Genomic DNA, 11,942 nt, shown 5'->3' on the forward strand with positions numbered 1-11,942 from the left:
GCGAGTCCCGGGCGTCACAGCTGCGGTGCGGGACCGCCCGCGTGTGTTATCCCGTTCGCGGGGGGGGCCCCGGCACCGTCGAGGCCCGGGGGCCCTTCGCCGTTGCCGGTCCGGGTGTCCGCCGTACGGGGGTGAGGGCGGGGGACGACCGGCCCTGTCACCGCCGGTATCGGCGGGGCACCGCCATGACCGGGCGGCGGCGACGCAGGCTGGCGGGGCACGCACCGCGCGTCTCCGCAACGTCTGTATGCCTCATGAGAGGGTCCGCCATGTCCACCACGCCCCTCGCCGGAACCGTCACGCTCTCCGGCGGCCCCACGCTCTCCCGCATGGGGTACGGCGCCATGCAACTGGCCGGGCCGAATGTCTTCGGGCCGCCGGGCGACCGGGAGCAGGCGCTCGCCGTGCTGCGGGCGGCGGTCGAGGCGGGCGTCACCCATGTCGACACCGCCGACTTCTACGGGCCGGGCGTCGTCAATGAGCTGATCCGGGAGGCCCTGCACCCCTATCCCGGCCTGACCGTCGTCACCAAGGTCGGCGCCCGGCGCGACGCCGACGGCGACTGGGTGCTCTCCCGTGACCCGGACGGGCTCACGGCACAGGTCCGGGACAACCTGGCCCACCTCGGCGTGGACACTCTGGACGTGGTGAATCTGCGGCTGGGCACGATGGACACACCGGACGGGACGTCGCTCGCCGAACCGTTCGGCGCGCTCGCCGAGCTGCGGGAACAGGGGCTGATCCGGCACCTGGGGTTGAGCAATGTGTCGGACGCGCAGCTCAGCGAGGCGCAGGGGATCGCCCCGGTCGTGACCGTCCAGAACCACTACAACCTCGCCCAGCGGCGGGACGACGCCCTGCTCGCCCGCTGTGCGGCGGAGGGCATCGTCTTCGTCCCCTACTTCCCGCTGGGCGGCTTCACCCCCCTCCAGTCCGACCGCCTGACCGAGGTCGCCGCCGAGCTGTCGGCCCGCCCCCAGCAGATCGCCCTGGCCTGGCTCCTCCAGCGCTCCCCCGCGATCGCCGTCATCCCCGGCACCTCTTCCCTGGCCCACCTGCGGGAGAACCTGGCGGCGGCGGAGGTGGTGCTGCCGGAGCGGGTGGTGCGGAAGCTGGATGGGATCGGGGGGAGTGAGGGGGTGGCGGGTGAGTCGTGAGGAGGTGGGGGCCTCGGTGTCAGGTCAAGTAGTCCTGGGCGATGCGCTCGGCCACCCGTTCCAGGATCGGGCCCGCCTCGGTGATGCACCTGGTGATGTCGGGTTCCTGGTCGGTGAGGGGGTAGGCGCGGCGGATCCCGGCGCGGCCCAGGGCCTCGGGGGGCAGGGCCAGCCGGCCGCAGACGGCCACGACGTCCTTGCCGGCGGCGCGGGCCGCGGCGGCGACGCCCGCGGGGGCCTTGCCGTGGAGGGTCTGTTCGTCGAGCGAGCCCTCGCCGGTGATGACGAGGTCGGCGCGGGCGAGGGCGGGCGCGAAGCCGAGGACGTCCAGCATGACCTCGATGCCGGGGCGGAAGCGGGCGCCGACGATCAGGGCGCCGTACCCGATGCCGCCCGCCGCTCCGGCGCCCGGCGCGACGGCGGACTCGGCGGCCCTGGGGCCGACGGTCTCCTCCAGCACCTTCGCGTAGTGGGCGAGCGCCGCGTCCAGGGTGGCCACGTCCTGCGGTGAGGCACCCTTCTGCGGCCCGTAGACCGCGGGGGCGCCCTTCGGTCCGGTCAGCGGGTTGTCCACGTCGCTGGCCAGGATGAGGTCGACGCCGGTCAGGCGGGGGTCCAGGGCGGACAGATCGGCGACGGCCAGGTCGGCGAGGCCGCCGCCGCCCGGGGCCACCGGGTCGCCGTCGGCGTCCAGGAAGCGGGCGCCGAGTGCCGTGAGCATGCCCGCGCCGCCGTCGGTGGTGGCGCTGCCGCCGACGCCGAGGACGATGGTCCGCGCGCCCGCGTCCAGCGCGGCCCGCAGCAGTTCGCCCGAGCCGTGGGTGGAGGCGCGCAGTGGGGCGAAGACGCCTTCGGGCAGCCGTTGCAGCCCGCTGGCCTCGGCCATCTCGACCACCGCCGTGCCCTCGCGCAGCGCGAACGCGGCGGTCACCGGCTCGCCGAGCGGGCCTGCGACCCGTACCTCCCGGCGTGCGAACCCGGCGGCGACCGCCGCGGCCACCGTCCCGTCGCCGCCGTCGGCGACCGGGAGCGCCTCGACGGCGAGGTCCGGGACGACCCGGCGCAGTCCGGCGGTGACCCGCTCGGCGACCTCGACCGCCGTCAGCGAGCCCTTGAACTTGTCGGCGGCCACGAGCACCCTCTGGGTCCCGCGTCCACCAGCAGCGTCTGCCACGTTGCCATCCCCTAGCTGTTCGGGCCTTGAGCACGTCAAGGCAGTCGCGCCGCTGCGACCTTAACCGCAGGCCGCCCTCGGCGTCATGCCCCATGATCCCCGGCCGGGGATGGCGGCGGGTCCGGGCGGGTGGGGGCCGGGCATGACGCCGCCGGGCTTACGGGTGGGTGACGGCCCTGGCTGGTTACCCTTGCCAGGGTGACCACGACTCCTGATTTCGCCACGTACATCGCGGGGCTGCCCCGTGTCCTCGCCGGTGCCGCCGCGCTCTTCCGGGACGCGGAGGGCCGGGTGCTGCTCGTCGAGCCCAACTACCGGGAGGGCTGGACGCTGCCCGGCGGCACCATCGAGTCGGACGACGGGGAGACCCCGCGTCAGGGGGCCCGCCGGGAGACCGCGGAGGAGATCGGGCTGGACCGTCCGCTGGGCCGGCTGCTCGCCGTCGACTGGGTGCACAAACCGGGCTGGCCGCCGCTGGTGTCGTACCTCTACGACGGCGGGGTCCTCGACGCGCGGGACCTCAAGGCGATCCGTCTCCAGGAGGAGGAGCTGCTGTCCTGGCGGCTGGTCCCCCGGGAGGAGCTGGGCACCCATCTGCTGGGCACCATGGGCCCGCGGGTGCTGGCCGCGCTGGACGTCCTGGCGGAGGGCGCGGGGACGGCGGAGCTGGAGAACGGGAAGCGGGTGGGGTGACCCCTGACCCGCTCACCGTGACCCGCTCACCGTGACCCGCTCACCGTGACCCGTTGACCGTGACCCGTGACCCCGGATATCTGTTCGCCCGCGCCGGACGGGCCGTCCTACCCTCGGTGTCATGACCAAGCCCACCAGGCCCCTCGTCGCTCTGCTCAGCGGTGCCGGTATCAGCACGGACTCCGGGATTCCCGACTATCGCGGGCCCAACGGGCTGTGGCGGAAAGATCCCGAGGCCGAGAAGCTGGTGACGTACGAGTACTACATGGGTGATCCGGAGATCCGGCGGCGCTCGTGGCAGTTGCGGCGGAGCAATGGGGCCCTGCGGGCCGAGCCCAACGCGGCGCACCGGGCGGTGGCCGGGCTGGAGCGGTCCGGGGTGCCGGTGCGGGTCATCACGCAGAACGTCGACGGGCTGCACCAACTGGCCGGGATGCCCGCCCGCAAGGTGCTGGAGCTGCACGGCAGCGCCCGGAGCGTGGTGTGCACCCGGTGCGGTGCGCGCGGGCCGATGGGGGACGCCCTCGCCCGGGTGGAGGCCGGGGAGGAGGATCCGCCGTGCCGGGAGTGCGGGGGGATCCTGAAGTCGGCGACGGTCATGTTCGGTGAGCGGCTGGACCCGGTCGTCCTCGGCGAGGCCATGGGCATCAGCAAGGCGTGCCAGGTCTTCTTCGCCGTCGGCAGCAGTCTCCAGGTGCAGCCGGCGGCGGGCCTCGCGGGCGTGGCCGCCGACCACGGGGCCCGGCTGGTCGTCGTCAACGCCGAGCCGACGCCGTACGACGACCTGGCCGACGAGGTCGTACGGGAGCCGATCGGCACCGCGCTGCCACGGCTGCTGGGTGAGCTGGCCGCCGCCGCGCGGTGACACGGCCGGGGTTCAGGAGCCCCGTCAGAAGAGGGCCGTGCCGCACTCGAAGTCGAGCAGGCGGCGCTTGCGCTCCAGGCCGCCGCCGTAGCCGGTGAGGCTGCCGGCGGAGCCGATGACGCGGTGGCAGGGGACGATGATGCTGATGGGGTTCTTGCCGTTGGCGAGGCCCACCGCGCGGGACGCCTTGGGGTTGCCGAGGGCGTCGGCGAGATCGCCGTACGAGCGGGTCTCGCCGAAGGGGATGCGGCACAGCTGGTCCCAGACCGTGCGCTGGAAGGGCGTGCCGTTCAGCCGGAGTTCGAGGCTGAAGTCCTTCAGGTCGCCCGCGAAGTACGCCTCCAGCTGCTCCTCGGCGGCGGCGAAGGCGGGGGCGCCGTCCGCCCGTGCGCCGAAGGTCTCCTCGGTGGGGCGATGGCGTTGCTCGGTCATGTAGAGGCCGCACAGGACGCCGTTCTCGGCGACCAGGGTGAGCGGGTCGTACGGGCTGTCGATGACTGTGTGCTGTCGCATGGAACGTCCTTATACCGGCAGGAAGTTGATCGGGTGGCTGTCGGTCGCCCAGAGGTACTGGACGGCGTACGCCCGCCAGGGGCGCCAGGCCGCCGCGCGGGCGGTGAGCGCGGCCGGGGTGGCGGGCAGGCCGAGGTCGGCCGCCGCGCGGCGGATGCCGAGGTCGGTGGGGAGGAAGGCGTCGGGGTCGCCGAGGGCGCGCATGGCGATGACGTCGGCGGTCCAGGGTCCGAAGCCGGGCAGGGCGAGGAGTTGTTCGCGGGTCTCGGGCCAGTCGCTTCCGGCGCCCAGGTGCAGGGTGCCGTCGGCGAGCCGGGAGACGAGGGTGGTGAGGGTCGTGCGGCGGGTGCGGGGCATGGCGAGGGACTCGGGGTCCAGGGACGCCAGGCGTTCGGCCGTGGGGAAGAGGTGGGTCAGGCCGCCCTCCGGGTCGTCCACCGGGTCGCCGTGGGCGGTGACCAGGCGGGCCGCGTGGGTGCGGGCGGCGGCGGTGGAGACCTGCTGGCCCAGGACCGCCCGGACCGCGAACTCGGCCTCGTCGGCCGTGCGCGGCACCCGCCGCCCGGGGGCCTTGTCCACCAGCGGCGCCAGCAGCGGATCGGTGCGCAGCTGGTCGTCGACGGCGACCGGGTCGGCGTCCAGGTCCAGCATCCGGCGGCAGCGGGCGATGGCCACCGGCAGATCCCGCAGGTCACTGAGGGTGAGCCGGCAGGCGATGTGGTCGGGGCGGGGGCCGAGCGCGGCGATGCCGTGGCCGTACGGCAGCCGGAGCGTGCGGCGGTAGGCGCCGTCCCGCCACTCCTCGACGCCGGGTACGGCGGTGGCGGCGAGGTGGCCGAAGAGGTTGTCGGGGTTGAGGGGGGCGCGGAAGGGCAGCCGCAGGGTCAGGGCGCCGCCGGTGGTCTGCGGTTGTCCCTTGGGGCGGCGGGCGCGCAGCTCGCTCGGGTTGAGGGCGAAGACCTCGCGGACGGTGTCGTTGAAGGTGCGCACGGAGGCGAAACCGGCGGCGAAGGCCAGGTCGGCCATGGGCAGGCCGGTGGTCTCGATGAGCAGCCGCGCGGTTTCGGCGCGCTGGGCGCGGGCGAGGGCGAGGGGGCCCGCGCCGAGTTCGGCGAGGAGCTGGCGCTCGATCTGGCGGGTGCTGTAGCCGAGCCGGGCGGCGAGGCCGGGGACGCCCTCACGGTCCACCACGCCGTCGGCGATCAGCCGCATGGCGCGGGCCACGAGGTCGGCCCGCTGGTTCCACTCCGGGGAGCCCGGGCTGGTGTCGGGCCGGCAGCGCTTGCAGGCCCGGAAACCGGCCTGCTGGCAGGCGGCGGCACTGGGGTGGAAGACCATGTTCCCGGGCTTCGGCGGCACCACGGGGCAACTGGGCCGGCAGTAGATCCCGGTGGTCAGAACCGCCGTGAAGAACCAGCCGTCGAACCGCGCGTCCTTGGACCGGACGGCGCGGACACAGCGTTCGGTGTCGGTGTGCATCCCGTTCTGCATAGGTCCAGCATCGGGCACACAGGGGTGTGGGGCTGGCGAGAATCCGACATCTAGGTTGGCTGGGCAGCGGGGGGTTGGATCGACGGGGGAGGTGGCGGCGGTGGTGCCGGGTCGGCTGCGCGGGCGGGGCGGATCCTCCAAGGGGTGGCCGAACGGTGGGGTCCCGGGTCGCCCTGAGGCCGGGGGCCAGGGGCGCCGGGTCGGGCTGGATCGGTCGTGGGGTGGGCCGCCGGTGGTCACCGGGCCGGGTCGCGCATCGGCCGGGTGCCCACGGTAGCGGGCTGGACCGCCCGTCGGGCGGATGTCGGCGGAGGCGGGCTGGATTGCCCGCGGGTGGGGCGGTGGGGGCGCCGCCGGATCACCCGCCCGAGCGGGCGCGGGTGGCGGGTGGGGCGGGTCGCCCGGAGGCCAGGGGCAGGGCCACCGGTCGAGATCGCTCAGGGAGCGGGCGCGGGCCGCACCGAGCTGGAGCACTCGCCCACCAGGCGACAGCCGTGCCGGTCCCGAGCGCCCGGAAGCCGAGAGATGGCAGCACCGGGCTGAATTGCCCGCGAGGGGCCAGCGGCCAGGACAGACCGGGCGCCCGGGGCACAAGGGCGAATCACCCGTCCGCCGGGCGACAGCGGGAACAGGGCCGGATCACCCCGAGGCCGGACGCCAGGACCACCCGGCCAGACGGCTCACTGAGCAGAGGCCACCCGTACCGAGCCGGAGCCACCAGGCAGCAGCGGAACAGGACCGCACCGCGCCGAAAGCGGGCGCCGGGACCACCCGGCCGGATCGCTCACGGGTCGCGCGGGGCAGCCGTGCCTCGCCGGATCGCCCGTCCACCGGGCGACGCGCGGAACAGGGCCGAAAATCGCCCCCGGCTCGGCTGGTGGCGGTACCCGGGCCGGGGCTCGTACGGCGGCGCGGTGCTACCGGGGGGCCGCGCGGCGATGGGCGGCGGTGCTCGCGGACTCCTGGCGGGAGGCCAGGGCCCAGATCACGAAGACGTCGATCGCCATCAGGACCACGGCCCAGACCGGCGCGTACGGCAGGAACAGGAACTGGGCGATCAGGCTGAGCGAGGCCAGCACGATGCCGGTGATCCGGGCCCAGGACGCGCCCGACAGCACGCCCCAGCCGGTGACGGCGACCAGGGCGCCGAGGACGACGTGGATCCAGCCCCAGCCGGTGAGGTTGATCTCGTACGTGTATGTGCCGACGTTGCTGTACACATTGTTCTTGGCGATCGCCGCGATGCCCTGGAGGACGGCGAGGATGCCGCTGCACAGCAGCAGGACACCGGCGAAGGTGACTCCGCCGGTGACCCAGCCGTCGCCGCCGGAGGTCGCGGGCTGCTGCGGGCGGGCGCTCCACGCGTCGCCGATCTCGCTGTCCGGTCTGCCGGTCCCGCCCTGCGGGCCGGTGGCTCCCGGCGTGCCGGTCCCGCCCTGCGGCTCTCCGCCCGGTTGTGCTGCGTTCTGGCTCATGAGGCCAGGAGACGCCCGTGGTGGGGGGACGGCGAGCGCTGTGGGCCGTATGGGTGATCGCCCCTGCGTACGTCCGCGTGTCTCACATGTTGATCATGTGGCCGGCCAGTCCGTGCAGCGCCTCCTTGACCGCCTCGCCCAGGGTCGGGTGGGCGTGGACATTGCGGGCGGCCTCGTGGACGGTGAGGTCCCACTGCTGGGCCAGGGTCAGCTCGGGGAGCAGTTCGGTGACGTCGGGGCCGATGAGGTGGCCGCCGATCAGTTCCCCGTACCGGGCGTCGCTGATCAGCTTCACGAAGCCGGTGGTGTCGCCGAGGCCGTGTGCCTTGCCGTTCGCGGTGAACGGGAACTTGGCCACCTTGACGTCGTACCCCAGTTCACGGGCCTGCTCCTCGGTGTAGCCGAAGCTGGCGATCTGGGGCTGGCAGTAGGTGGCGCGCGGGATCATCGCGTAGTCGAGCTCCATGGTCTCGGCGTCCGCGAGGGTCTCGGCGGCGATCACGCCCATCGACTCGGCGGCGTGCGCGAGCATCAGCTTGGAGGTGACGTCGCCGATGGCGAAGAGGTGCGGCACAGACGTGCGGCAGCGGCCGTCGACGTCGATCGCGCCGCGCTCGGTGAGGCGTACGCCGGTCCGCTCCAGGCCGTAGCCCTCGACATGGGGCCGGAAGCCGATCGCCTGGAGCACCTTGTCGGACTCCAGCACCTGCTGGGAGCCGTCCTGGGCGGTGACGGTGACCCTGACCTGCGGGCCGGACTCGTCGATGGCGTCGACGCGGGTGGAGGTGAGGACGTCGATGCCGAGCCTGCGGTACTGGCGGGCGAGTTCGGCGGAGACCTCGGCGTCCTCCAGGGGTGCCACCCGGTCCAGGAACTCGACGATCGTCACCTTCACGCCGTAGTTGTGCAGGATGTACGCGAACTCCACGCCGATCGCCCCGGCGCCCGCGATGATCACCGACCCGGGCAGCTCCTCGGCGAGGATCTGCTCCTCGAAGGTCACCACGCGCGCGGTGCGGCGGGTGCCGGGCAGCAGCCTGGGGCTGGCCCCGGTGGCGATGACGCAGTGCTCGAAGCCGAGGGTGCGGGTGGTGCCCTCGTAGTCGGTGACCTGGAGGGTGTGCGAGTCGAGGAAGGTGCCCCGGCCGTCGTACTCCGTGATCTTGTTCTTCTTCATCAGGTAGTGGACGCCCTTGACCCGGCCGTCCGCGACCTTGCGGCTGCGCCGGTACGCCTCGCCGTAGTCGAAGGTGATCTGGCCGTCGACCTTGATGCCGAAGGTCTTCCGCTCATGGGTGACGATGTGCGCCAGCTCGGCGTTGCGCAGCAGGGCCTTGGTGGGGATGCAGCCGACGTTCAGGCAGACGCCGCCCCAGTACTTCTCCTCGATCACGGCGACGCGCTTGCCGAGCTGGGCGGCGCGGACGGCGGCGACGTATCCGCCGGGGCCCGCTCCGAGTACCACGACGTCGAAGCGGTCGTCCTGCTCGTCCATGTGGGGCCCTTTCCCGAGGGTGCGGTGCGTGTCCGCTAGGGATTCTTTCGCATTATGTGTGGATTCTTCGCATCATTTCGAGATATCGGGGAGGTGGGCGGCGAAGGCCGCGTACGCCCGGTCGTCGAAGACCACGAATCTGACCTCGGTGACGGCCGAGCCGGCGGCGACGGTGGCGCGGACCGTCTCCACAGCGATCCGGGCTCCGTCGTCCAGCGGCCAGCCGTAGATCCCGGTGGAGATCGCGGGGAAGGCGACCGTACGGGCTCCCAGTTCGTCGGCGACCCGCAGTGACTCGCGGTAGCAGGAGGCGAGCAGCTCGGAGCGGTCCTCGGTGGTGCTGTGGACCGGGCCGACGGTGTGGATCACCCAGCGGGCGTCCAGCCGGCCGGCGGTGGTGGCGACCGCCCGGCCGGTGGACAGGCCCTTGCCGTAGTGCCCGGCGCGCAGTGCCCGGCAGGCTTCCAGGATCGCCGGGCCGCCGCGTCGGTGGATGGCTCCGTCGACGCCTCCGCCGCCGAGCAGCGAGGAGTTCGCGGCGTTGACGATGGCGTCGGCCGACTGCTGGGTGATGTCACCGCGTACGAGGGTGAGGGTTGTCATGACCTCAGTCTGCGCCATACGGCCTTCGCCGCGTTGTGGCCCGACATGCCGTGCACGCCGGGGCCCGGCGGGGTGGCCGACGAGCAGAGGAAGACGGCCGGGTGCGGGGTGCGGTACGGGTCGAGGGTGAGTCTCGGGCGGAGCATGAGCTGGAGTCCGGCGGCCGAGCCGGAGGCGATGTCGCCGCCGACGTAGTTGGCGTTGCGCGCGGCCAGCTCGGGCGGCCCTGCCGTGGCGCGGGCCAGCACCCGGTCACGGAAACCGGGGGCGAAGCGCTCCAGCTGGCGTTCGATGACATCGGTGAGGTCGCCGGTGTAGCCGTTGGGCACATGGCCGTAGGCCCAGAAGACCTGCTTGCCCGCGGGGGCGCGGGTGGGGTCGACGACGCCGGGCTGCACGGTGATCAGGAAGGGCCGCTCGGGTGCCCGTCCCTCGTGGGAGACCGCCCGCAGCGCCGCGTTGATCTCGGTAGTGTCCGCGCCGATCTGCACGGTCCCGGCGATCCGGGCCTCGGGCGCGGTCCACGGCACCGGTCCGTCCAGCGCGTAGTCGACCTTGAAGACACCCGGGCCGTAGCGGTACCCGTCGTAGTAGGAGCCGAAGCCGGCGATACGGGCGAGCGCGGTGGGTGAGGTGTCGAAGACGTAGGCGCGGGCGGGCGGCAGATCGTCGAGCCGCTTGACCTCGAAGCCGGTGTGGACCGTGCCACCGCACTCCTTCAGATACGAGGTGAGGGCGTCGGAGATGGCCTGGGAGCCGCCCTGCGCCAGCGGCCAGCCCCGGGCGTGCGCGGCGAGGGCGAAGACCAGGCCGACGGCTCCGGTGGCGAGTCCGTCGAGGGGTGCCATGACATGGGCGACCAGCCCGGCGAAGAGGGTCTTCGCGGGCTCGTCCTGGAAGCGGCGGGTCAGCCAGCTGGACGGGGGCAGGCCGACCAGGCCGAACCGGGCGAGGGTGACCGGGTCACGGGGCAGCGAGCTGAGGGGGAGCGACATGAAGTCGCGGACCAGGGTGTCCCACTTGGGGAGGAAGGGGGCGACGAGTCTGCGGTACGCGCCCGCGTCACGTGGGCCGAAGGAGGCGGCGGTCTCGGCGACCGAGCGGGCCAGCACGGCCGCGCTGCCGTCCAGGAAGGGGTGGGCCATGGGCAGCTCGGGGTGCAGCCAGGTCAGTCCGTGCCGCTCCAGGGGCATCGCGCGGAACGCGGGTGAGTTGACACCGAGGGGATGGGCGGCCGAACAGGGGTCGTGGCGGAAACCGGGGAGGGTCAGCTCTTCGGTGCGGGCACCGCCGCCCACCGTGTCCCGGGCCTCGAAGACGGCCACGGAGAAGCCGCGCCGGGCCAGCTCCACGGCGGCCGTCAGTCCGTTCGGCCCCGCTCCCACCACGACCGCATCGAGCATCGACGGCACCTTCGGACTCCTTCGTCAGCCGATGGCCACTCCCGGTCAGGATATGTCGGGGGACCGACATCGCCGGGCGGGGGCCCGGGGTGGCGTGGGTGGAGTGGGACGCCCGCCGCCCGCCGGGACCGCCCGCCCCGCTCAGGCCGCCCCGCCCGCCGGGACCGCCCGCCCGCTCAGACCTCCCCGCCCGCCGAGATTGCCCGGCCCCGCTCAGGCCGCCCCCGGGCCCGCCAGCAGCGCCGCCACCCTTCGCGCGGTCGCCGTGTCGCGGGCGGCCGTGAAGGGCAGGGCGTTGCCGCCCGTGATGCGGAAGGGCTCGCCGGTCCGGGTCAGCTGGGTGCCGCACGCCTCGGCCACCAGCAGCAGCCCCGCCGCGTGGTCCCAGGCGGCCTCCCAGGAGAAGGCCACGGCGTCCAGCTCACCCCGGGCGACGGCGAGATACTCCAGGCCGGCCGAGCCGCAGGGGCGCGGGGCGATGCCGTCCGTCACCAGTCCCAGCAGTTGGCGCTTCTCCTCGTCGGTCGTGTAGTCCGGGTGGGACGTGGCGATCCGCAGGTCTCGGCCGGGCTCGGGCGACCCGGCGTGCAGCCGCTCGCCGTCGAGGTGGGCGCCCTGGCCGCGGATCGCGACGGCGAGCTGATCGCGGGCCGGGAGATAGGTCCAGGACGCGAGCAGCACTCCCCCGCGGGCCAGCGCGACCAGGGTGCAGAAGCCGTCCTCGCCGCGCACGAACTGGCGGGTGCCGTCGACGGGGTCGACTATCCAGACCGGGGCGTCGCCGCGGATCGCGTCGTACGACGCGGGGTTGGCGTGGACCGCCTCCTCGCCCACCACGACCGAGCCGGGCAGCAGCTCGCCGAGGGCCTCGGTGAGGAACAGCTCGGCATTGCGGTCGGCGTCCGTCACCAGGTCGTGCGGGCCGCTCTTCTGGTCGACCTCGTGGTCGGCGAGGCGGCGGAAGCGGGGGAGGATCTCGGCCGCGGCGGCCTTGCGGATCGCGTCCGCCACATCACCGGCATGCCGTGCGAGAAACTCGTCGATGGTTTCCAGGTTGTCGCTCATGCCCTCCA

General features: G+C 73.7%; 11 protein-coding genes. 3 read left to right on the top strand and 8 right to left on the bottom strand.

Annotated elements, in window-relative coordinates; translation table 11 throughout:
- Positions 1–269: 269 nt before the first annotated feature.
- Complete coding sequence (locus tag ACFXAZ_RS02150; RefSeq protein WP_384583687.1) at positions 270–1,157, top strand: oxidoreductase; 888 nt, start codon at positions 270–272, stop codon at positions 1,155–1,157.
- Positions 1,158–1,176: 19 nt separating this feature from the next.
- Here ACFXAZ_RS02150 and ACFXAZ_RS02155 read toward each other — a convergent pair whose 3' ends face one another.
- Positions 1,177–2,295: a glycerate kinase gene (locus ACFXAZ_RS02155; protein ID WP_384584059.1), complete on the bottom strand. Its 1,119-nt coding sequence runs from the start codon at positions 2,293–2,295 to the stop codon at positions 1,177–1,179.
- Between the two features lie 234 nt (positions 2,296–2,529).
- On the opposite strand from ACFXAZ_RS02155, the gene ACFXAZ_RS02160 reads away from it, so the two are divergent.
- Together ACFXAZ_RS02160 and ACFXAZ_RS02165 are read left to right on the top strand one after the other, a co-directional pair.
- A complete protein-coding gene (locus ACFXAZ_RS02160; RefSeq protein ID WP_384583691.1) occupies positions 2,530–3,024 on the top strand; it encodes an NUDIX domain-containing protein in 495 nt (164 codons plus the stop codon).
- 121 nt (positions 3,025–3,145) lie between these two features.
- Positions 3,146–3,889 carry an NAD-dependent deacetylase gene (locus ACFXAZ_RS02165; RefSeq protein WP_384583693.1) on the top strand — a complete coding sequence of 248 codons (744 nt, stop codon included), beginning with the start codon at positions 3,146–3,148 and terminating at the stop codon, positions 3,887–3,889.
- A 24-nt stretch (positions 3,890–3,913) separates the two neighbouring features.
- Here the strand turns inward: ACFXAZ_RS02165 and ACFXAZ_RS02170 are convergent, their stop codons facing one another.
- The 7 genes from ACFXAZ_RS02170 to ACFXAZ_RS02200 form a co-directional block, all read right to left on the bottom strand.
- Positions 3,914–4,402: a methylated-DNA--[protein]-cysteine S-methyltransferase gene (locus tag ACFXAZ_RS02170; protein ID WP_384583696.1), complete on the bottom strand. Its 489-nt coding sequence runs from the start codon at positions 4,400–4,402 to the stop codon at positions 3,914–3,916.
- Between the two features lie 9 nt (positions 4,403–4,411).
- On the bottom strand, positions 4,412–5,881 hold the full coding sequence (locus ACFXAZ_RS02175) for an AlkA N-terminal domain-containing protein (protein ID WP_384583697.1): 1,470 nt from the start codon (positions 5,879–5,881) through the stop codon (positions 4,412–4,414).
- Positions 5,882–6,810: 929 nt separating this feature from the next.
- Positions 6,811–7,368 carry a hypothetical protein gene (locus tag ACFXAZ_RS02180; RefSeq protein ID WP_384583700.1) on the bottom strand — a complete coding sequence of 186 codons (558 nt, stop codon included), beginning with the start codon at positions 7,366–7,368 and terminating at the stop codon, positions 6,811–6,813.
- A gap of 82 nt (positions 7,369–7,450) precedes the next feature.
- Positions 7,451–8,863 carry a dihydrolipoyl dehydrogenase gene (gene lpdA, locus ACFXAZ_RS02185; RefSeq protein WP_384583703.1) on the bottom strand — a complete coding sequence of 471 codons (1,413 nt, stop codon included), beginning with the start codon at positions 8,861–8,863 and terminating at the stop codon, positions 7,451–7,453.
- A gap of 72 nt (positions 8,864–8,935) precedes the next feature.
- Positions 8,936–9,466, bottom strand: coding sequence for an O-acetyl-ADP-ribose deacetylase (locus ACFXAZ_RS02190; RefSeq protein ID WP_384583705.1), 531 nt, complete (start codon positions 9,464–9,466; stop codon positions 8,936–8,938).
- Positions 9,463–10,869, bottom strand: a complete 1,407-nt coding sequence (locus ACFXAZ_RS02195) for a phytoene desaturase family protein (protein ID WP_384583708.1) — start codon at positions 10,867–10,869, stop codon at positions 9,463–9,465. Before ACFXAZ_RS02195 ends, ACFXAZ_RS02190 begins: the two co-directional genes overlap by 4 nt.
- A gap of 213 nt (positions 10,870–11,082) precedes the next feature.
- Positions 11,083–11,934, bottom strand: a complete 852-nt coding sequence (locus ACFXAZ_RS02200; protein ID WP_384583711.1) for an inositol monophosphatase family protein — start codon at positions 11,932–11,934, stop codon at positions 11,083–11,085.
- Between the last annotated feature and the right edge of the window lie 8 nt (positions 11,935–11,942).

This window comes from Streptomyces sp. NPDC059477 (genome assembly GCF_042749375.1).
Taxonomy (GTDB): Bacteria; Actinomycetota; Actinomycetes; order Streptomycetales; family Streptomycetaceae; genus Streptomyces.